17 protein-coding genes are annotated in these 19,754 nt (G+C 65.7%); 7 read left to right on the forward strand and 10 right to left on the reverse strand.

All coding sequences use genetic code 11. The features are described 5' to 3' along the window. Positions 1 to 79: 79 nt before the first annotated feature. The gene (locus tag WJ542_RS00465) at positions 80 to 1,105 is read left to right on the forward strand and encodes a glycosyltransferase family 2 protein (protein WP_411186875.1); all 1,026 of its coding nucleotides are present in this window, start codon (positions 80 to 82) and stop codon (positions 1,103 to 1,105) included. An 81-nt stretch (positions 1,106 to 1,186) separates the two neighbouring features. On the opposite strand, the gene WJ542_RS00470 is transcribed toward WJ542_RS00465, so the two are convergent. The 3 genes from WJ542_RS00470 to aspT (WJ542_RS00480) all read right to left on the reverse strand — a co-directional run bounded on the left by WJ542_RS00470 (position 1,187) and on the right by aspT (WJ542_RS00480) (position 6,477). Continuing rightward, positions 1,187 to 2,848, reverse strand: coding sequence for a bifunctional aspartate transaminase/aspartate 4-decarboxylase (locus WJ542_RS00470; protein WP_411186877.1), 1,662 nt, complete (start codon positions 2,846 to 2,848; stop codon positions 1,187 to 1,189). A 143-nt stretch (positions 2,849 to 2,991) separates the two neighbouring features. Further along, positions 2,992 to 4,677, reverse strand: a complete 1,686-nt coding sequence (gene aspT / locus WJ542_RS00475) for an aspartate-alanine antiporter (protein ID WP_411190434.1) — start codon at positions 4,675 to 4,677, stop codon at positions 2,992 to 2,994. Positions 4,678 to 4,794: 117 nt separating this feature from the next. Next, positions 4,795 to 6,477 carry an aspartate-alanine antiporter gene (gene aspT / locus WJ542_RS00480; protein WP_411186879.1) on the reverse strand — a complete coding sequence of 561 codons (1,683 nt, stop codon included), beginning with the start codon at positions 6,475 to 6,477 and terminating at the stop codon, positions 4,795 to 4,797. Between the two features lie 567 nt (positions 6,478 to 7,044). On the opposite strand from aspT (WJ542_RS00480), the gene WJ542_RS00485 reads away from it, so the two are divergent. Next, a complete protein-coding gene (locus WJ542_RS00485; protein ID WP_411186881.1) occupies positions 7,045 to 8,022 on the forward strand; it encodes a LysR family transcriptional regulator in 978 nt (325 codons plus the stop codon). 60 nt (positions 8,023 to 8,082) lie between these two features. On the opposite strand, the gene WJ542_RS00490 is transcribed toward WJ542_RS00485, so the two are convergent. Then, positions 8,083 to 8,607, reverse strand: coding sequence for a plasmid fertility inhibition factor family protein (locus WJ542_RS00490; RefSeq protein WP_411186883.1), 525 nt, complete (start codon positions 8,605 to 8,607; stop codon positions 8,083 to 8,085). A gap of 118 nt (positions 8,608 to 8,725) precedes the next feature. Between WJ542_RS00490 and WJ542_RS00495 the strand changes: the two genes are divergently transcribed. After that, the gene (locus WJ542_RS00495; RefSeq protein ID WP_411186885.1) at positions 8,726 to 9,526 is read left to right on the forward strand and encodes a crotonase/enoyl-CoA hydratase family protein; all 801 of its coding nucleotides are present in this window, start codon (positions 8,726 to 8,728) and stop codon (positions 9,524 to 9,526) included. A gap of 116 nt (positions 9,527 to 9,642) precedes the next feature. Here WJ542_RS00495 and WJ542_RS00500 read toward each other — a convergent pair. After that, a protein-coding gene (locus WJ542_RS00500; RefSeq protein ID WP_411186887.1) for an IS5 family transposase occupies positions 9,643 to 10,460 on the reverse strand; the annotation gives its coding sequence in 2 pieces (ribosomal slippage) (positions 9,643 to 10,112 and positions 10,112 to 10,460; 819 coding nt in all). 176 nt (positions 10,461 to 10,636) lie between these two features. On the opposite strand from WJ542_RS00500, the gene WJ542_RS00505 reads away from it, so the two are divergent. Continuing rightward, entirely contained in the window at positions 10,637 to 11,821 is a 1,185-nt protein-coding gene (locus WJ542_RS00505; RefSeq protein ID WP_411190435.1) for an MFS transporter, read from the forward strand. A gap of 100 nt (positions 11,822 to 11,921) precedes the next feature. Further along, complete coding sequence (locus tag WJ542_RS00510; RefSeq protein ID WP_411186889.1) at positions 11,922 to 13,073, forward strand: MFS transporter; 1,152 nt, start codon at positions 11,922 to 11,924, stop codon at positions 13,071 to 13,073. Between the two features lie 16 nt (positions 13,074 to 13,089). Here the strand turns inward: WJ542_RS00510 and fahA are convergent, their stop codons facing one another. Then, complete coding sequence (gene fahA, locus WJ542_RS00515) at positions 13,090 to 14,406, reverse strand: fumarylacetoacetase (protein ID WP_411186891.1); 1,317 nt, start codon at positions 14,404 to 14,406, stop codon at positions 13,090 to 13,092. After that, a complete protein-coding gene (gene hmgA, locus WJ542_RS00520; RefSeq protein ID WP_411186893.1) occupies positions 14,403 to 15,758 on the reverse strand; it encodes a homogentisate 1,2-dioxygenase in 1,356 nt (451 codons plus the stop codon). Before hmgA ends, fahA begins: the two co-directional genes overlap by 4 nt. A gap of 325 nt (positions 15,759 to 16,083) precedes the next feature. Between hmgA and WJ542_RS00525 the strand changes: the two genes are divergently transcribed. Further along, positions 16,084 to 16,911 carry a YuxH family protein gene (locus tag WJ542_RS00525; RefSeq protein WP_411186895.1) on the forward strand — a complete coding sequence of 276 codons (828 nt, stop codon included), beginning with the start codon at positions 16,084 to 16,086 and terminating at the stop codon, positions 16,909 to 16,911. A 73-nt stretch (positions 16,912 to 16,984) separates the two neighbouring features. On the opposite strand, the gene murB is transcribed toward WJ542_RS00525, so the two are convergent. Then, positions 16,985 to 18,043: a UDP-N-acetylmuramate dehydrogenase gene (gene murB, locus WJ542_RS00530; protein ID WP_411186897.1), complete on the reverse strand. Its 1,059-nt coding sequence runs from the start codon at positions 18,041 to 18,043 to the stop codon at positions 16,985 to 16,987. Positions 18,044 to 18,304: 261 nt separating this feature from the next. Between murB and WJ542_RS00535 the strand changes: the two genes are divergently transcribed. Then, complete coding sequence (locus tag WJ542_RS00535) at positions 18,305 to 18,790, forward strand: YajQ family cyclic di-GMP-binding protein (protein ID WP_411186899.1); 486 nt, start codon at positions 18,305 to 18,307, stop codon at positions 18,788 to 18,790. A gap of 85 nt (positions 18,791 to 18,875) precedes the next feature. Here WJ542_RS00535 and WJ542_RS00540 read toward each other — a convergent pair whose 3' ends face one another. Together WJ542_RS00540 and WJ542_RS00545 are read right to left on the reverse strand one after the other, a co-directional pair. Continuing rightward, positions 18,876 to 19,331: a DUF2442 domain-containing protein gene (locus WJ542_RS00540; RefSeq protein ID WP_411186901.1), complete on the reverse strand. Its 456-nt coding sequence runs from the start codon at positions 19,329 to 19,331 to the stop codon at positions 18,876 to 18,878. Then, positions 19,318 to 19,566 carry a DUF4160 domain-containing protein gene (locus tag WJ542_RS00545; protein ID WP_411186903.1) on the reverse strand — a complete coding sequence of 83 codons (249 nt, stop codon included), beginning with the start codon at positions 19,564 to 19,566 and terminating at the stop codon, positions 19,318 to 19,320. The genes WJ542_RS00540 and WJ542_RS00545 overlap by 14 nt, the downstream gene beginning before the upstream one ends. Positions 19,567 to 19,754 lie beyond the last annotated feature (188 nt).

Below are 19,754 nucleotides of genomic sequence, written 5' to 3' on the forward strand. Positions count from 1 at the left end.
TTTTTCGCTTACCTTCATTGCCAGCGAGTGGAGTTCGCATTACGAACCTTCTCGTTTTCCTCAGGCATTGGGGTGAGCTATGACAATCCAAACGAAAGTCTCCATTTGTCTGCCAACGTGTAACCGGCCGGATCTGTTGCGAGCGTGCATCGACTCGTGTCTCATGCAAACGCATGCGAACGTCGAGATCGTGATTGGAGACGACTCTCGCGACGACAGCACGGCAAAGCTGATCGCGTCGCACTACGCTGGCGAGCCGTGCATCCGCTACCGGCGCAACGTGCCGGCGCTCGGCCAGGCGCGCAATGTGGCGAGCCTCTTCGAGCGCGCGAGCGGCGACAAGATCCTGCTGATCCACGACGACGATTTCCTGCTGCCGAACTGCGTCGAGCGGCTCCTCGCGCAATGGGAACGCCATCCCGATCTGGACGTGGCATTCGGCAAGCAGTACGAAACGGATCCTCGCGGATGCATCGACTATGCCGCGAGCCGCCGGCTCAATGTCGCCTGCCACCGCACGGCCGCGGCGGCCGGGTTGCAGGTGCCGCCCGGCCGGGCGGGTATCCTGCAGATGTTCCCGAACAACGGCTGGCTCGCGAATGCGGCGCTCGTCAAGCGCATAGGCTATCCAAACCAGTACGGAACATGTTGCGACTTCGTGTTCGGCACGCAGCTCTGCCTCGCCGCGCAGCAGGTGTGCTACGTGGACGAGTACGTCTCGTGCTATCGCAAGAGCGACGTTTCGATCTCCCAGGCGACACGCCGCACGCCGCATGCGTCGTCGCTGGCCGCCTGGCGCTTCCTCACGGCGCTCCCGCTGCCGCTCGAACTCGAAGCCGCACGGCGGCTGTCTCTGCGCCGGCTCGTGCCGATCGTCGTCTCGCTGCACGCGTGCAATCGCGAGTTCTCGGCGGGGCTGCATCTCGCCTTCGGCAACCTGCACGCCTACCGCTATGGCTTCAGCCCGAGGCTCTACTACCACCTGCTGAAGATCTGGAGAGCCGCGCGCCGGGCGCGCCGTGTTCCGCTCGCGCTGCCGGGCGGCCTTGGCGAACCCCGGTCCGACACGCCGGACGCCCAAAAGGACGCAGCCCGACAAGCGTGAGCCAGTCGGGCTGCGCGGTCGAACCGATCGTCGGCGGCACGGGCACGCGCGGTCCGCGCGCGCGCCGCCGCGGCTGCGCCCTTACTTCTTCACCGTCTTCACGGCAGCCGGATCGAGCTTCTTTCCGGTCGCCTCGTTGTACTTCTGCACCCATTCCTCGGTGAGCTTGCGCACCGCGCGGCCAATCTTGCGGTAGTCCGACTCGTTGAGGTTCGCCAGCGACACGCGGCCCGACGGATGCGGCGTGCCGAAGCCCATGCCCGGCAGCAGCACGACGCGCGCGTCGCTGGCAAGGCGGAACAGCAGCTCGTTCGGCTTGACCTGCTTGAGCAGCCAGTCCACGAAATCGCGGCCGAACAGCTTCTCGCCCATGTACTCCATGTCGAGGATCGTGTAGTAGTCCACCTGGTTCGGGTCGGTCTCGTCGTAGGTGATGCCCATTTCCTCGAAGAGCGCACGCTTGCGGCTGCGGATCAGGCGCTTGAGCGCGTTCTTGTACGCGTCCGGCGTATCCATCAGCGAGAACAGCGAGAAGAGGACCATTTGCACCTGCTGCGGCGTCGAGAGGCCCGCCGTGTGGTTCAGCGCCACCGTGCGGCTGTCCGCGACGAGGCGGTCGATGAACTTGAGGCTGTCCGGGTCGGTCGTGATCGACTCATAGCGCTTGTGCAGGATCTTCTTCTCCTCCTTCGGCAGTTTCGCGATCAGGTGGTCGAGCACGTTGTCGCGGTGCGTCGCGACCGTGCCCAGACGCCAGCCCGTCGCGCCGAAGTATTTCGAGTAGGAGTACACGAGAATCGTGTTCTTCGGCGCGAGCGCGAAGAGCGAGACGAAGTTGTCGGCGAAAGTCCCGTACACGTCGTCGGTCAGGAGGATGAGGTCCGGGCGTTCCTTGACGATCTCGGCGATGTATTCGAGGCTTTCGTCGTTGATCCGCACCGACGGCGGATTGCTCGGGTTCACGAGGAAGAACGCCTTGACCTTCGGGTCGCGCAACTTGTCGAGCTCCTTCTTCGAATACTGCCACTCGTTCTCGACCTTGGCTTCCACGTGCACGACGTTGAGCTCGTAGTCGTTGAGCTCGGGAATCTCGATGTACGGCGTGAAGATCGGCATGCCGAGCGCAATGGTGTCGCCCGCCTTGATGAGGAAGTTCTCCTTCATCGTATTGAAGATGTACGTCATCGCCGCCGTGCCGCCTTCCACCGCGTAGATGTCGAACTCGCCGACGAACGGATGCTTGCCGATCATTTCGCGGCGCAGGTACTGGCCGACGATGATTTCGGACAGCTTGAGCATGCGGTCCGGCACCGGGTAGTTGCACGCCAGAATGCCTTCGCACATCTCATAGAGGAAGTCGCCGGCCGAGAGGCCGAGCTGATCGCGCACATACGAAACGGCGCCGCCGATGAAGTCGATGCCGGCCTGGCCCTTGTTCTCGCGCAGGAACTGGTCGAAACGCTCGACGATGCCGGCACGCTGCGGGAAGCCGCCCACGCCCTCCGGCATGTATGAGAACGAGCGCTCCGACTCGCGCATCGCGAAGAGGCCCAATTGCCAGAAACCGTGACGCGGAATCGTGGCGAGGAAGTTCGGATTGCCGCGGCCGGCGTTGAGCATCGAAAAATTGGCCGGACGCTCGGCCGCGCCGCCGCCCGCTGCCTTGATCAGCTCGTCCTTCAGTTCGAATGGACTCAGCGCGTCGAGAGCCGATTTTTCCTTCGATTCTTTACCCTTTGCCATGGTGCTTTCTCCAGTGGAAGATGGTGCGCGTGCGGCCGCACGCGTGTGCAGGCCGTATCCGGCACGAAAGCCAGTAACAGGTTGAACCGGCGGGCGGGCGCAGCGGCGCCGCCCACACGGATGGCCTCCGCGTTTCCTTCGTGTTATGCGAGACCGACCACGAGCGGCCCGAGCAGCGTGAGCAGCACGTTGGCGATCGCATAGGTGATGGCGAACGGCACGGTCGGCACCGCGCTCTCGGCCTTGTCGAGAATGCCGCCGAACGCCGGGTTCGCACTGCGTGCGCCGGACAGCGCGCCCGCGAGAATCGCCGCGTTGTTGTACTTCAGCACGTAGCGGCCGAAGAGCATCGTGAGGATCAGCGGAACCATCGTCACGACCACGCCGAGCAGGAAGATCGTGATGCCGCTCTGCTTGATCGTCACCACGGCCTGCAGGCCGGAGTTCAGGCCCACCACCGCCACGAACGCCGCGAGGCCGAAGTCCTTGAGCAGTTGCGAAGCGGCCGGCGGCATCACGCCATACATCGGGTGCTTGCCGCGCATCCAGCCGAACAGCAGACCCGACAGCAGGCAGCCGCCGCCCGAGCCGAGCGTGAGCGGAATCCCGGCCACGTTCACGACGATCAGGCCGATCAGCAGACCGAGCACAAGGCCGACGCCCATGTAGATGAAGTCGGTCTTGTTGCTGTACGCCAGCTCGTAGCCGGCCTCCTGCACCGCGCGCTTCGTGTCGGTCGCGGTGCCGTAGACCGTGATCACGTCGCCGTGTTCGAGCTTCGTTTGCGGCAGGACCGGCACGGGCTGGCCCACGCGCTCGATCTTCTCGATGTACACGCCGTGGCGCATATCGCGGTCCACGTTCTTGCGCACCTCGGCAATCGTCGTGTGGTTCATGCCCTTCTTCGTGAACACGAGCTGGCGCGTCTGCATGACGAGGCTCATGCCGCCGGAATCCGGCACTTCCGGCCCGATCAGCGCGCCCACCTCGACCATCTGCTCGCGGCGCCCCACCACGAGCACGACGTCGTCGCGGCTCAGCACGAAATCGGGGGTGGCGTCGATCGCCTTGCCCGCGCGGCGCACCTTCTCGACCGCGACCAGATCCTTCTCGGCCGTTTCGAGCTGCTTGACCGTCTTGCCCGCGGCCGTTTCCACGCGGAACACGCGGCCGAACAGCTCGGGCAGCGCGGTGACCTGGCCCGGCCCCGTCGAGCCGCCGCCGCCGGACATCTCCTTCTCGGCTTCGATCGAAGCCTCCCGGAGTCCCTGGCCCATGAACTTCGGCAGGATGTTCACGCAGACGATGATCGCGCCCAGCGAGCCGAACACGTAGGTCACGGCATAGCCGATGGCGACGTCGGCCTGCATGGCCTTCACCTGATCGGGCGACAGACCGAGACGCGCGATCGCGTCGCCCGCCGTACCGATGATCGCCGACTGCGTCATCCCGCCAGCGGCAAGACCCGCCGCGAGGCCCTTGTTGAGATGAAAGAGCTTCGCGCAGACGATCACCGTGAAGAGTCCCGCGAGCGCCATGAACACGGCCATGGCGATTTCGCGCAGCGTCTTGCGGTTGAGCGAGTTGAAGAAGCCCGGCCCGGAGTCGTAGCCCACGGCGTAGATGAACACGGCGAACATCACCGCCTTCACGCCGTTGTCCACCGTCACGCCCACCTGACTGATGACGACGGCCGCCAGCAGCGAACCGCCCACGCCGCCCAGCTGGAATTTGCCGAAGTTGATCTGGCCGACCCAATAGCCGACGGCCAGCGAGAGGAACAACGCGATTTCCGGAGACTTATGAAAGATGTCGTGTAGCCATTCCATCATGCCCTCGCATTTGAAGTGACTGCCTGCTGTTGTTGAAGTGAGCCGCCGAAGTGAGCCGGTTTGGAGGCCGGATCCGGTGCCTGAGTTGCCCACGAATCGGCCGCGAGCGGCCTCTCAACCGAACTTCGCCGCCAACCCGACCACGACGGGGCCCATCAGCGGCAACAGAATGTTCGACAACGCATACGTGATCGTGTAGCCGATCACTGGAGTCGAGTTCCCCGCTACGCCAACGAGCGCACTGATCGCCGGCGTGCTGCACTGCTGACCCGCAATTGCGCCGAGCAGCATCGGCACTTCGAGCTTGAGAAACATGCGCCCGATCCAGAGCGACAGCAGACCGGGAATCGCCACCAGCAGGATGCCCGCGAGCGGCAGCGCAACGCCGTACTCGCGCACGAGCCGGATGGCGTCGGGTCCGGCCGAGAGCCCCACTGCCGCAATGAAGGTGGCGAGGCCGAAATCCTTGAGCACCTGGGCCGCGGCCGACGGCAGCGACCCCACCACCGGGAAGTGCGAACGCAACCATCCGAAGAAGAGCCCCGAGAGCAGGCAACCGCCGCCGGTGCCGAGCACGAGCGTCACGCCGCCGATCGTTGCGCCAAGGCGGCCGATGGCCATGCCCATCAGCACGCCGAGGCCAAGGTATACGAAGTCGGTTTTTTGCGTCCGCTGGATGACGTAGCCAAGACGCTTCGCACCACGCGCGACGTCCGTGGGCGCGCCCACGAGCGTGAGCACGTCGCCGCGCTGGACCACGGTGCCGGGAAACGCGGGCACCGTGGTGTCCGCGCGCGTGAGCGCGGCCACGTAGATGCCGCGCCCCGCTTCGGGGGCTGCGCGCTCGCGCATCTGCGCGAGCGAAAGACCGTTGACGTCGCGGCGCGTGACCAGCACGTCGGTACGCTGGGCGAGCAGATGCGTGAAGCGCTCGCCCGAGACCTCCTCGCCGAACGCCTGCGAAGCCTCGACGATCGCTTCGCGCCGCCCCGCGACGAACACCGTGTCACCTGCCTGCAGGACGAACTGCGCATCGACTTCGAGTTGCTTGCCTGCGCGCAGCACGCGCTCGATCGTCACGTTGTTGCCGTAGCGCGCCTCGATCGCCGACACGACACCGCCAGCCGCCGGTCCGGCGAGAAAGGCGCGGCCGACGAGCGGCGGCAAGGCGAGCCGCTGCCCTTCGTCGAGCACGCCGTCGCCGCCCAGCTTGCGAAAAAGCCGCGCCGCCTCGTCGCGCAAGTTGATGCGCAAGAGAAGCGGTGCGATCTGGCTCGTGAACAGGACGATGGTGATCAGGCCGAACAGGTAGCTCACGCTATAGGCCGTCGCGATGTTCGACTGAAGCATCGTCACCTGGGCGCTCGACATGCCAAGCTTCGAGACGGCCTCGGACGCCGTGCCGATCACCGCCGACTCGGTCGCCGCGCCGGCGAGCAGGCCCGCCGCGGTTCCCGGGTCGAGCTTCATCGTAACGACTGCAATCATCACGAGCGTCATCACCGAAACGATCTCGACGATCGAGAGGAGCCCGTAGCGCCAGCCGCGCAACGCGTTGGCGAAGAACTGCGGGCCGCCTGTGAAGCCGAGCGCGAAGATGAAGAGTGCGAAGGCGACGTTCTTGAGGTCGGGGTCGAGGCGCGCGCCCGTTTGCCCCAGCACGAGCGCGACGATCAGCGTGCCGCATACGCCGCCCAGCGAGATCGGCCCGAATTTGATGGACCCAATCAGATAACCCAGCGCCAGACTGAGGAAAAGCGCAATCTCGGGTTGCGATTTCAGCAATTCGACGATCATGAGTGTCCGCTAAGCCGAATTACGTTCCGGCGTTAAAAAAGCGCATAAAAAAACGTGCCCTTTGTCACACAAAGTCACGCACGTCCTGTTTGCACCGCAGCAGATCCGTACCGGCATCCGTAATCAGACAATCGCCGCAATTATTGGCCGCTTATGTTACGGCTGTGAATACCTTATAAACGATTTCAGACAATACACATGATCGTCAGCAGGCTATGTCAAAAAGGCTCTTGCAATCTGACAGACATTGCCATCCGATCTGACAGACGCCACCCTCGATAGGCAGGCAACAGCCGGTAAGCGGCGATCCATAACGCAAAGCGCGATTCAATTACGCATAGGATCATCATGCATTCGTCATTCAATTCCCATGCCAGACAGATATTGAATACTTTACGCACGCGCAATACTGCTTCCTTTTGAGATAAATATTGTAATTTTCATAAAGTGTCAATATGATTTTCGTTCAAGTACGGCCAATGCAAGGCTGCCGCGCCCCAGTCCTTATCGACGCTGTCAGAGATCGCTTTACCCGGTCCATGCATCCAGCATACGAGGCGAATATCCATGAACCAGATACACGCCATGCGCGTTTTCGTCAGGGTTGCTGAAACACAAAGTTTCCGTCGCGCCGCACAGCAACTCGACGTTTCCAACGCACTCGTCACCCGGTCGGTCGCGATGCTGGAGGCGCATCTGCATACCCGTCTCATCAACCGCACCACGCGCAACCTTGCGCTCACCGAAGCGGGGCTGCGCTATCTGGAAGGCTGCCGCAGCCTGCTCGAAGAACTCGATCACCTCGAACACAGCGTCGCCCATACCGAACGCGAACCGGGCGGCACCCTGCGCGTGGTCGCGGCGGGCGCGCTCTCGCTCGCCACGCTCACGCCGCTCATCGACGGCTACCGGCGCCTCTACCCAAGCGTCAACGTGCGGCTCACGCTGGCCGAGCGGCGCATCGATCTGATCGAAGATGGTTTCGACTGCGGCATCGTCGCTGCCGCGACGGCCCGCAGCAGCGATCTCGTCGAGCGTTCGCTCGGCACGACGACCTTCGTGCCCTGTGCGGCGCCCGCGTGGCTCGCGGAGCACGGCGAACCGCGCACGCCCGCGCAGCTTGCGCGGCATGCCGCGGTCACGCTGCCGCCCGAGGAACGCAGCGCGACGTGGCAGTTCGCCCGGCCCGGCGAGCACGCCGAGCCGGTGACGCTGCAGCCGGCCTATGCGGTCAACAACATGCTGATGGTGCGGCTTGCGGCGCTCGCGGGCATGGGCGTGGCGATCGTGCCGGCTTCGCTCGTCGCCGACGACCTCACGGCAGGGACGCTGCGGCGTCTATTGCCCGACTATGAAATCGACGACCCCGAAGCGCAGATGTCGATCGTCTATCCGAGCCGCCAGTATCTGCCCGCGAGGACGCGCCGCTTCGTCGACTATGCCGTGGAGCACTTCGAGAATCCGCACGCGGCCACGAGCGCAGCCGTGCGACCGCTCAATGCCGCGAAAAGCGGCGCGGCGCTGCTGGCCGTGCCGGAACTCTGAGCGCCGCGCCCGCGCCGGGGCGGCCGCTCGACGCTTCGTCAGGGCGCGGGCACCCCTGCGTCACTCGCCGTAGGCGTTCTGCACCGCCGCGCCGTTGCCGGCGTCGCTGGCGCCACACAGCTCGCGCAACAGCGACGCCTCGCGCTCGTGCACCTCGACGGGCAGCCACAGGGCGCCGGCCCAGGCGAGATAACGCGCCCGGTGCTGGCCGTTGCGAAACCCCACCACGCCTTCGCGCGCTATCCCGAGCCAGCCCGCCACTCCCGGCGCGCGGCGCGTCGAGATCGTGACATAGGGCATCTGCGGTACGCGTTCGCTGCCCGGGTTGAGAAAGTCGCGGATGCCGCGCACCTTGCCGGCATGCCAATCGTCCACCGGACGCAGAACGTAGTCGGTGTCGTCGCGGTCGGCGCAGAGGAGCAGCTTGTGAAGGTCGACGATCACCACTTCATGGCGCGTGCCGTCGGTCGTGAACACGCGCGTGAGGCGCACGTGGTCGTAGGCGGGATGCCCGGACAGCGGCACGATCCAGAGCGGCGCTATGGCGGAAGCAGACGAGGGAGAGCTTGAGTCAGGCGTAGACATGAACGACGGCAGCATGCGAGAGAACAGCGATTCTTTTGACTAAAAGCGGTCTAAGCTACGAGTCGTTCGTGACGTTCTCGTGACCTATGCGCGGGGCATGCACGCAGCGGAGACAACCATGCAAATCGAAACCTTCGGCGAGCACGTGCGCATCGAGGCCAGCGACTTCGTGGCGACCATCGTGCTCGAACGTCCCGCGTGCCGCAACGCCATCGACCGCCCCACGGCGAATGCGTTAGCCGACGCCTTCGTTCGTTTCGAAACGAATCCGCGCTGGCACGCGGCCGTGCTGTTCGGCGCGGGCGGGACCTTCTGCGCGGGTGCCGATCTCACGGCGCTCGCCGACGAAAGCCGCCGCAACGAACTCCATGCCGACGGCGGCGGCCCGGGACCGCTCGGCCCGACGCGCATGCAACTCGCCAAACCCACGGTCGCCGCTATTACAGGATACGCCGTTGCCGGCGGCCTGGAACTGGCATTGTTGTGCGATCTTCGCGTCATGGAGGAGGACGCGGTGCTGGGCGTGTTCTGCCGCCGCGTGGGCGTGCCGCTGATCGACGGCGGGACGGTGCGGCTGCCGCGCCTGATCGGCCTCTCCCGCGCGCTCGACCTGATCCTCACGGGCCGTGCCGTCGAGGCGCACGAAGCACTGGCATTCGGCCTCGCGAACCGCGTGGTTCCCCATGGCGAAGCGCGGGCGGCGGCGGAAGCGCTCGCCGCGCAGATCGCGGCATTCCCCCAGGCCGCGCTACTCGCCGACCGCTGGTCCGCCGTCGAGAACAGTGCGCTCGACAGCCTGGCCGAAGCACTGCGCCGCGAAGGCGCGGGCGGCTATCGCGCGGTGCTCGACGAGGGGTTCGCGGGCGCAACACGCTTTGCGGCAGGTGCGGGGCGTCACGGCGATCCGCTCCCGGGCTGACCGGCCCTGGCGCCAGCCTGCTGCGCCACGCGGGAAACGCCGGACCGGCAAGGTGTTGGGCGTATGGCACAACGAAAAGCGGGCCGCATGCGAACTTTCAGGATTAAGAGACGGTTTCATAAAGGCTGTTGAGTTCGCTGAAGAGTGTTCCAGCAGATCAGGCAACAACCGAGTTTGAGGAACGCGTCGTGAATGTCCGCACGGCGTTCGAAGCGAATACGCAAACGGCGGAAGTTATGCAACCAGGCATGGGTACGTTCGACGACCCAACGAACTTTTCCAAGGCCGCTACCGTGCGGGTGACCGCGCCGTGCGATGCGGGTGGGGATGTTGCGCACGTGCAGGAGGCGCCGGTACTTGTCATGATCGTAACCACGATCGGCGTAGACACGGCCAGGACGACTCAGCGGCCTGCCGCGCACCCCGCTAATCGGCACGATGGCCTCGATCAACGGGATCAGCTGGGTAACGTCGTGACGATTGGCGCCGGTCAGGATTGCCGCGATCGGCGTGCCGTTAGCGTCGGTGGCGATGTGGTGTTTGGAACCAGGTCGTGCTCGATCGGTGGGGTTCGGGCCAGTTTTTCGCCCGCCCCAACCGCGCGAATCGACGATGAGTCGACGACGACGCGGGAGAAGTCGATCTTCCCGGCCGCTCGCAGTTTCGCCAGCAGCAGTGCGTGCAGTCGATCCCACACGCCGGCTTGCTGCCAATCGCGCAGCCTGCGCCAGCAACTGACGCCGGAGCCGCATCCCATCTCCGCTGGCAGATCTCGCCAGCGGATGCCGGTCTTCAGCACAAACAAGATGCCGGTCAGCGCAGCCCGATCCGGTACCGGCTTGCGACCCGGATACTTGAAGCGGCGTGGCTTCGCTGGTGGTAGCAGTGGCTCGATCAGTGCCCACAGTTCGTCGTCGATGATTGGTTTGCCCATCTCCTCGATCCTGTTGTCACAACAATCGAGGTTAACAGGTTGCGTTACGGGTTAACAGCCCCTACGAACTCTTTTTGAAACCGTTTCTAAGTACAATTCCGTGTTGACTTAATTGCAGCTTCCCGGGCGCGGCGCGTCCCGGCCGCCGCGCCACCACGATTCACCCTCCCATGCCCCTGCCCCTGCCCCTTCTTGCTCTCGCCGTTGCCGCATTTGGAATCGGTACCACGGAATTCGTCATCATGGGGCTGCTGCCCGACGTGGCGCGCGACCTCGCCGTCTCGATCCCGGCGGCGGGCATGCTGGTCTCGGCCTACGCGCTCGGCGTCACCATCGGCGCGCCGATCGTCGCCATCGCCATCGCCAACGTGCCGCGCAAAGCGGCGCTCATGCGGCTCATCGGCGTCTTCATCGTCGGCAACCTGCTTTGCGCGCTCGCGCCGAACTACACGATCCTGATGGCCGCGCGCATCGTCACCGCGTTCTGCCACGGCGCTTTCTTCGGCATCGGATCGGTGGTGGCCGCCGGCCTCGTCGCGCCCAACCGCCGCGCCCAGGCCATCGCACTCATGTTCACCGGCCTCACGCTCGCGAACGTGCTCGGCGTGCCGCTCGGCACGGCGCTCGGCCAGATCGCGGGCTGGCGCGCCACCTTCTGGGCCGTCACGGGGATCGGCGTGCTCGCCGCCCTCGCGTTGTGGATCTGCCTGCCCGCGAAGATCGAAATGCAGAAGGCAAGCCTCGTGCACGAGTTCACGGTGCTGAAGAATCCGCAGGTGCTGATGGTGCTCGGCATCAGCGTGCTCGCGTCCACCAGTCTTTTCGCCGTGTTCACCTACATCACCCCGATCCTCGAGGACGTGACCGGCTTCAGCCCGCACGAAGTGACCTTCGTGCTGCTGGTGTTCGGCCTCGGCCTCACCGTGGGCAGCACGCTGGGCGGCAAGCTCGCCGACTGGAAGCTGATGCGCTCGCTGCTCGTCTTCCTCGGCTCGATCGGCATCGTGCTCGCCGTGTTCGCGGCCACCATGCACGATGCGCTCGCGGCCACGGCAACCCTCTTCGTCTGGGGCATCCTCGCGTTCGCGATCGTGCCACCGCTGCAGATCCTGATCGTCAATCGCGCCAGCGAGGCGCCCAATCTGGCGTCCACGCTCAACCAGGGCGCCTTCAACCTCGGCAACGCAAGCGGCGCGTGGCTCGGCGGCGTGGCGATCAGCGCGGGCGCTCCGCTCACGTCGCTGCCGTGGCTCGGCATGGCGATGGCCTTCACCGCGCTCGCGCTCACGCTGATCTCGGCGCAGCTCGACCGCCGCGCGCGCCGCCGCGTGGCCGTGGCGGGGCCGGGCTCCTGCGCCTGAGGGTCCACGGCACGCGACTCGCGCGCCTTGCCCCGGCACCTCCGCCGCAGCGCACCATCCGCCGCCGCGCGAACGCGCTGCCGTAGTAGCATCTCGCCCGATGAAAACCGTCCTCACCCGCGATTTCCTCGCGCTGATCCTGAGCGTCGCCGTGGTCGGCATCGGATACGGCGCCACGCTGCCGCTCACGACCCTCGCGCTCGCGGAGGCCGGCCACGGCAGCGCGGTCATCGGCCTCCTGACCGCCGCGCAGGCGTTCGGCGGACTCGCCGTGGCGCCGCTCGCCGCCTGGGTTTCGCGGCGCCTTTCCAAACGCCAGGTGATCGTCGGCGCCGTGCTCATCGTCGCCTTCGCTACTGCGTCGATGCAGGCCGCCATGGGCCTCTGGGCGTGGGCGCTGCTGCGCATGGTTTGCGGCGCGGCGCTCATGCTGCTCTTCACGATCGGCGAAGCCTGGGTCAACGAACTCGCCGACGACGCGAGCCGCGGCCGCGTCGTCGCGCTCTACGCGACCACGTTCACGCTGTTCCAGATGACCGGGCCCGTGCTCGTGAGCCAGATTGCCGGCTACACGGCATGGCGCTTTGCGATCTGCGGCGCGATCTTCCTCGTCGCGCTGCCGATGCTCGCTGCGATGCGCTCGCAGGACGAGTCTGCCGCCGCGCACGAGCTGCACGGCAGCTGGCGCGACGTGCTGCCGCAAATGCCCGCCCTCGTGCTCGCCACCGGCTTTTTCGCGCTGTTCGACACGCTCGCGCTCTCGCTGCTGCCGCTCTTCGCCATCGGACATGGTGTGGGCAAAGAGATGGCGCTGCTGTTCGCGTCCGTCGCCCTCTTCGGCGACACGACCATGCAGATTCCCGTCGGCTGGCTCGCCGACAAGCTCGGCCGCGAACGCGTGCACGTGCTCGCGGGCGTCGTCGTCGCGGTGCTGTTGCCGCTGCTGCCCTTCGCCGTGAGCACGCCGTGGCTCTGCTGGCCGCTGCTGTTCGTGCTCGGCGCGGCGGCGGGTGCGATTTACACGCTGGCGATCGTCGCCTGCGGCGAGCGCTTCGAAGGCGTCGCGCTCGTCTCGGCGAGCGCGATCGTAAGCGCCTCGTGGAGCGCCGCGAGCTTCGCGGGCCCCATTGTCACCGGCGTGCTGATGGAGCACGCCGGATCCGATGCGATGCTCTGGGTGCTGTTCGCCGCCGTACTCGTCTTTCTAGGCGCGCTGCGCTGGGAGCGGACACGCGCTCTCGTGCAGGCCTGAAGCGCGCCTTTGGCTATCAGGACTCCAGCGCGGGCAGGATCTTGCCGGCGCAGGTGCCGAAGCCCACGCGATAGCCGTCGCCCTGGCACCAGCCCGCGAGCGTGAGCTCGTCGCCGTCCTCGATGAAGCCGCGCGTGCCGCCCTTCTCGAGTTCGAGCGGATTCTTCGCGTTCCACGTGAGTTCGAGCAGGCTGCCGAACGAGTCGGGCGTCGGCCCCGAGATCGTGCCCGAACCCATCAGGTCGCCCACGCGCGTGTTGCAGCCGGCCACCGTGTGATGCGCGAGCTGCTGCGCCATCGACCAGTACATGTAGCGGAAATTCGTGCGCGCGATGGTGCTCGCCTCGCCAGCGCCTTCCGGGCGCAGCCGTACTTCGAGCGCGATATCGAACGCATGATCGCCCGCGTGGCGCAGATATTCGAGCGGCTGCGGCTCCTGCTGCGGCTGCGCCACGCGGAACGGCTCCAGCGCGTCGAGCGTCACCACCCACGGCGAGATCGTGGTCGCGAAGCCTTTCGCGTTGAACGGCCCGAGCGGCACGTATTCCCACTGCTGGATATCGCGCGCGCTCCAATCGTTGAGCAGCACCATGCCGAAGATGTGATCCTCGGCGTCCGGGCAGGCGATCGGCTCGCCCAGCGCGTTGCCGCGGCCGACGATGAAGCCGGTTTCGAGTTCGATGTCGAGCTTGCGGCACGCGCCGAACACGGGGCGCTCCTGATCGGGCAGCTTGAGCTGGCCGCGCGGGCGACGCACCGGCGTACCGCTCACCACCACCGACGAGGCGCGCCCGTTATAGCCGATCGGCATTTCCGTCCAGTTCGGCAACAGCGCATTCTTCGGATCGCGAAACATGCTGCCCACGTTCGTCGCGTGTTCCTTCGACGAATAGAAGTCCGTGTAGCCGGGAATCTCCACGGGCAGATGCAGCGCGGCGTCGGCCTGGCGCACGAAGGCGCGCGCCTTGAGCGCCGCGTCGTCGCGCAGCGTCGCGCTTTCGCGCGCCAGCAGTGCGGAGAGCTGCACGCGTACGCTGCGCCATGCCTCGCGGCCCAGCGCGATGAACCCGTTCAGCGCGCCGCGCGCGAACACGTCCTGCGGAGCGCCTGCGGGCAGCCGCAGCAAGCCCGCATCGTGCAGCACCGCGAGGTCAGCGATCAGGTCGCCGATCGCGACGCCCACACGCGGTGCCGCGTTCTTCGCGTCGCTGAACACGCCGAACGGCAGGTTCTGGATCGGGAAGTCACAGTGCGGATCGTTGGCGCTGTCGATCCAGCTCTTGCGCGCGGGGTCGAGCGTCGCCTGAAGCTCGTTCGTCAGATGGCTGCTCATTGCTTCTCCGGATTGAAATGTTTCGCGAGGCCTTGCCAGCACTCGTAGTAGTTGGCCTGCAACTGCGCCGATTCGAGCGCGTGGCGCGTCGGACGAATCAGCGTGCGGGTTTCGAACATGAACGCCATCGTGTCGCCGACCTTGTGCGGCTTCGAGGTATCGGCGTTCGAGGCCTTTTCGAAGGTCTCGGCATCCGGGCCGTGGCCCGACATGCAGTTGTGCAGGCTCGCGCCGCCCGGCACGAAACCTTCGGCCTTGGCGTCGTACACGCCGTGCACGAGGCCCATGAACTCGCTCGCGATGTTGCGGTGGTACCAGGGCGGACGGAACGTGTTCTCCGCTGCAAGCCAGCGCGGCGGGAAGATCACGAAGTCGATGGAGTCGACGCCCGGCGTATCGGTAGGCGATTGCAGCACGAGGAAGATCGACGGATCCGGGTGGTCGTAGCTGATCGAGCCGATCGTGTTGTAGCGGCGCAGGTCGTATTTGTAGGGCGCGTAGTTGCCGTGCCATGCCACGACGTCGAGCGGCGAATGGCCAATGTCCGCGCGCCACAGCTCGCCGTTCAGCTTCGTGACGAGTTCGAAGCGGCCTTCGCGATCCTCGTAGGCCGCATGCGGCGTGAGGAAGTCGCGCGGGTTCGCGAGGCCGTTCGAGCCGATCACGCCGAGGTCGGGCAAGCGCAGCAGCGCGCCGAAGTTTTCGCAGATGTAGCCGCGCGCTTCGCCGTCGGGCAGATCGACCGTAAAGCGCACGCCGCGCGGAATCACGACGATCTCGAACGGCTCGACGTCGAGCTTGCCCATCTCGGTCGAAATCGCGAGGCGGCCGTGCTGCGGGACGATCAGCAACTCGCCGTCCGAGTTGTAGAAAAAGCGGTCCGTCATCGGACGGTTCGCGGCGTACAGATGGATCGCGCAGCCGCTCATCGAGGCTGCCGAGCCGTTGCCCGCCATCGTCACCCAGCCGTCGACGAAGTCGGTGGGCTCGGTCGGCATCGGCAGCGGGTCCCAGCGCAGCTGGTTCGGCGGCGTGGGCGGCACGGCGCCGAAGTCTGCGCAAAGGCGCGGCGCGCCATGCAGCGCGCGCGCGGCGAGCGGCGTGAACGGCTGATGCACGGCGCCGGGGCGGATGCGATAGAGCCACGAACGGCGGTTGTGCGAGCGCGGCGCAGTAAAGGCCGTGCCCGAAATCTGCTCGGCGTAGAGGCCGTAGGCCACGCGCTGCGGCGAATTCCGACCCTCGGGCAGCGCGCCGGGCAGCGCTTCGGTCGCGAATTCGTTGGCGAAGCCGCTCATGTAGCCGCGTTGGGCCTGGTCGGCCCCGGCGGGGTGTCGCAAGGGTGCGTTCATGCTGATGTCTCCACGTGCTCCGGGCCGGCGGCGAGCCGCCCGGCTCGATCCGGGTCAAATCGAAAAGGATGCGACGGTGCGTCGCGCGATTTACGAATAGTAAAACGGATTATGAATAGTGAAATATGGTGTAAACCCTGGTCACGGACGGGCCGTATGGAATTGGGAGCGGAATTCGAGCCGTCCGGCGGCGCGGCATCGATAACGTTATAAGCAAGAAGTCGAATCGCCAGGCCCGGCGACTGCTACCATCCAGTCATGCGGCCCCGGCGCACGCGCGACGCGCGGCGCCTTACCCGGGGCCAGCGCCGCCAACCACATCGACATGAGAGCTCTCACCGTTCCCGAGCTTGTCGCCCGCGCCGCCGATCACCCATTTCTCGGCGAGCATCTTGCGATGGGCACGGGTCCCCACCATGGCCAAGCCGTCGCGAGGCGACGCGGCATGGAACTGTTGTCGGCCTACGAGCCGATCTACGACATCAGCGTGCATAGCGGCGTGCAATCGCTCGTGGCCGACCTGGGCAGCGCATCCCGCTTTGGCGACGAACTGGGCTTTCAGGCCGTGACGCTGCGCGAGCAGGACGGCCAGGCCGCGCCGTGCGATCCGTTCGTCGATTCGCTCGACGACCCCGAACTGGTCGCGCTCGATCGCATGGTCCGGGCGCTGCACACCATCAATTTTCTCGGCTCGCAGCAGCATGGGCTGCTGTTCCTGCGCGTGCACGAACGGCTGTTGAAAAGCGTGAAGTACGACCACGGAAGGCATTTTTCGAACGTGCTGCTGTCGTTCGGACTGAATCCCGGACGCGTCGTGATCGAGCTGCCGGCGGCGGCGGTGGCGCACCGGACCTTCGTCGGCTATCTGACGAAGAGCTATCAGCGTCACGGATTCAAGGTGGCGGGCAATCTGCCGAACGCCGGACAGATCCTTTCGGTGTCCGATATGGCGCGGCTCGATTTCGTGAAGATGGATGCGACTTCGGCGCTGCGCGATTCGATGGTCAAGCCGCTCGTGAGCTATGCCGCGCGGCTACGCATGCCGCTCATATTCAATCGCGTCGCGGACGCTGCCCAGTTCGAGCAGCTGCAGCAGTACGACGTGCGATTCGTGCAAGGCCCCGTATTCGCGGGCCAGGACAAGGTCGTCTGACGTAAGATGACCTGACGCGGTCGTCACCGGCACGCCCGACGGCCATGTTGCGTCCAGGCAGGTTTAGAGAGGCTTAGAGGCTCACGGGCTCTTGTTCGAGCAGGACGCCGAAACGCGCCTCGACGTCGCGCCGGATGGCCTGCGCGAGTTCAAGGATATCGGCACCCGTCGCGCCGCCGCGATTCACGAGCACCAGCGCCTGGCGGTCGTGCACGGCCGCCGTGCGCAGCGCACGGCCTTTCCAGCCGCACCGGTCGATGAGCCAGCCCGCCGCCAGCTTTACGCGTCCATCGGCCTGGCGATAGGAGACGATCTGCGGCTCGCGCTCGAGCAACACGTCGAACTGCGCAGCGTCGATCACCGGATTCTTGAAGAAGCTGCCCGCGTTGCCGAGCAACTGCGGATCGGGCAGCTTCGCACGCCGCACGGCCACAACCGCGTCGAACACCGCGCGCGCATCGGGCGCTTCCGCCCGGCCACTCTCGGCCAGCGCCCGAGCGAGATCGGTGTAAGCGGCGTTCGGCCGCCATTGCTTCGGCAAGCGGAACGTCACCGCCGTGATCACGTAGCGGTCCCGCCCTTCGCGTTTGAAAAAGCTGTCGCGATAGCCGAACGCGCATTGCGCCGCGTCGAACTCGACCACCGCGCCTGACGCCATCTCGATCATGCGCACCGACACGCACCGCTCGGCCATTTCGAGCCCGTATGCGCCGATGTTCTGGATCGGCGCCGCGCCCACCGTGCCGGGAATGAGCGCGAGGTTTTCGAGCCCGGGCATGCCCGCTTCGAGCGTCCAGGCCACAAAATCGTGCCAGTTCTCGCCGGCCGCCGCCTCGACATACCAGGCCTCTTCGTCCTCGCGCACGACGCGGCGCCCGCGCAGCGCCACGAGCAGCACGAGGCCGTCGAAATCGCGCGTAAGCACGATATTGCTGCCGCCGCCCAGCACGAGCGTGGCGAGCCCGGCCGCACGCGGGTCGCGCGCGGCTTCAGTCAGGGCAGCTTCGGTGTCGATGCGACAGGCAAGGCGCGCGCGTACGTCGAAGCCGAACGTGTTGTGCGCACGCAGCGGATAGCCGGCGGCAAACCACGCGGGGGGCGAATCGACGGCGGTCGAATGAAGAGCGGACATCGGGGCCAACGGAAAAAAACAAGGTGAAACCAGCGCAACGGGCAAGACCCTCGCAAACGGCACGCGCCGTGCGCAAAGCGCCTGCGCGCGGTCTGCCGGCCGCTACGTCCACCCTGCACGGCATGGCTGTGCGGCCTTGGGCAAACGCGCGAGGCGCCGGTAGAATGGCGTCGGTCCGTGATTATAGCGAGTGCGCGGCCCGCCGCCGGATTCGGCGGCCGTGGCCCGTGGATGCGCCGCTCGCACTACTGGGAGAATGCAATGCCATCGTTTGACGTCGTCAGCGAAGCCAATATGATCGAAGTCAAGAACGCCATCGAGCAATCCAACAAGGAGATCTCGACGCGCTTCGACTTCAAGGGTTCGGACGCGCGCGTCGAGCAAAAGGAGCGCGAGCTGACCGCGTTCGCCGACGACGATTTCAAGCTCGACCAGGTGAAGGATGTGTTGCTCTCGAAGATGGCCAAGCGCAACGTGGACGTGCGCTTTCTCGACTACGGCAAGATCGAGAAGATCGGCGGCGACAAGGTCAAGCAGGTCATCACCGTGAAGAAAGGCGTTTCGGGCGACCTCGCGAAGAAGATCGTCAGGCTCGTGAAGGACAGCAAGATCAAGGTGCAAGCCAGCATCCAGGGCGACGCCGTGCGCGTGACGGGCGCCAAGCGCGACGACCTGCAAAGCGTGATCGCCATGCTGCGCAAGGACGTCACCGACACGCCGCTCGACTTCAACAACTTCCGCGACTGAGCTGCACCCGCGCGGTGTGCCCGCCCGGGTGCGCCGCCCTCGTTCTTCGCCCGCCGCATTCCCCCCGATTGAGCCTGCGGCACCCTCATGCCGCCGACCTCGCCGCTGGTTCGACCGCTTCGCTGGAAGAATCGCGCTCCTTGCGAGGACGGCCGCCCTTGCGCCCGTTGGCGCGGGCGGCTGCGGCCTTCGCGGGCGAGGTGACAGAGCCCATGGCGCGCGCCAGTTCGCGCATCCAGGCACGCGAGCCAAACACGCCTTGCAGCAAGCCCGGCGCCCACAGCGAAAGATCCAGTCGCGGAAAATAAACCGATTGCCCGCCACCCCAGATTTCGACTTCGGAAAGCTGCGCGGCAGTGGGCGGCGAACTGAGTGTCTGCAGTTCCTCAATGAGCACGACGGGCACCGCAAGGTAGACGCCGTTGGCGAAACCGATCTCGAGCCGCGCATGCGTGCCGTTGTAACCCGCCGATACGACAACGGGACTCTGCGCGCCGGCTTCGCGCGCTGCTTCGATCTGCTCGTTGCTAATGTTGACCATGGATCCTCCACCAAGCCCTGCATAGCGGAAAAATTTCCAGCTCGAGCACGCGCACAAGGCGTACGACCTGCTGCGCCGCAAGCACATAGAGCTCGCGCACTTCGAGCGGACCGTCAGGGCAATTCAGGTTGAACACACACGACCCTTGCGGGCTTTCGACGTGGACATGAGCGGGGCGATGGTCGTTCGGATAGATCACCACGCGATAACCGGGCACGCGAAGGACAGTGGGCATAATTCGCATCGTAACCTAACGTTGGGTTTATGGGTTAGCTGTGTGCCTGCTTTCTCCCTGAGCGTTCACAACGTTTGCTTTGGCGCAAGAAGGGAGGTCACGCGTTATCAGCGTAATGGCGGCACGCCCCGATGAAACCTCGTCCGGACGGCCAATGCGCTTCCGAACCCGCCCCGGCATCGGGCCGC

Origin of the sequence: Paraburkholderia yinzeri (assembly GCF_046581065.1) — a bacterium.
In the GTDB taxonomy this organism is placed as follows: domain Bacteria; phylum Pseudomonadota; class Gammaproteobacteria; order Burkholderiales; family Burkholderiaceae; genus Paraburkholderia.

What these genes read in the sequence shown, in the direction of transcription:
- WJ542_RS00545 (WP_411186903.1), bottom strand. Translation starts at nt 19,566, where the DNA reads ATGCCCACTGTCCTTCGCGTGCCCGGTTATCGCGTGGTGATCTATCCG.
- WJ542_RS00525 (WP_411186895.1), top strand. Translation starts at nt 16,084, where the DNA reads ATGAGAGCTCTCACCGTTCCCGAGCTTGTCGCCCGCGCCGCCGATCAC.
- WJ542_RS00465 (WP_411186875.1), top strand. Translation starts at nt 80, where the DNA reads ATGACAATCCAAACGAAAGTCTCCATTTGTCTGCCAACGTGTAACCGG.
- WJ542_RS00540 (WP_411186901.1), bottom strand. Translation starts at nt 19,331, where the DNA reads ATGGTCAACATTAGCAACGAGCAGATCGAAGCAGCGCGCGAAGCCGGC.
- murB (WP_411186897.1), bottom strand. Translation starts at nt 18,043, where the DNA reads ATGTCCGCTCTTCATTCGACCGCCGTCGATTCGCCCCCCGCGTGGTTT.
- aspT (WP_411186879.1), bottom strand. Translation starts at nt 6,477, where the DNA reads ATGATCGTCGAATTGCTGAAATCGCAACCCGAGATTGCGCTTTTCCTC.
- aspT (WP_411190434.1), bottom strand. Translation starts at nt 4,677, where the DNA reads ATGGAATGGCTACACGACATCTTTCATAAGTCTCCGGAAATCGCGTTG.
- WJ542_RS00470 (WP_411186877.1), bottom strand. Translation starts at nt 2,848, where the DNA reads ATGGCAAAGGGTAAAGAATCGAAGGAAAAATCGGCTCTCGACGCGCTG.
- hmgA (WP_411186893.1), bottom strand. Translation starts at nt 15,758, where the DNA reads ATGAACGCACCCTTGCGACACCCCGCCGGGGCCGACCAGGCCCAACGC.
- WJ542_RS00535 (WP_411186899.1), top strand. Translation starts at nt 18,305, where the DNA reads ATGCCATCGTTTGACGTCGTCAGCGAAGCCAATATGATCGAAGTCAAG.
- WJ542_RS00510 (WP_411186889.1), top strand. Translation starts at nt 11,922, where the DNA reads ATGAAAACCGTCCTCACCCGCGATTTCCTCGCGCTGATCCTGAGCGTC.
- WJ542_RS00495 (WP_411186885.1), top strand. Translation starts at nt 8,726, where the DNA reads ATGCAAATCGAAACCTTCGGCGAGCACGTGCGCATCGAGGCCAGCGAC.
- fahA (WP_411186891.1), bottom strand. Translation starts at nt 14,406, where the DNA reads ATGAGCAGCCATCTGACGAACGAGCTTCAGGCGACGCTCGACCCCGCG.
- WJ542_RS00490 (WP_411186883.1), bottom strand. Translation starts at nt 8,607, where the DNA reads ATGTCTACGCCTGACTCAAGCTCTCCCTCGTCTGCTTCCGCCATAGCG.
- WJ542_RS00485 (WP_411186881.1), top strand. Translation starts at nt 7,045, where the DNA reads ATGAACCAGATACACGCCATGCGCGTTTTCGTCAGGGTTGCTGAAACA.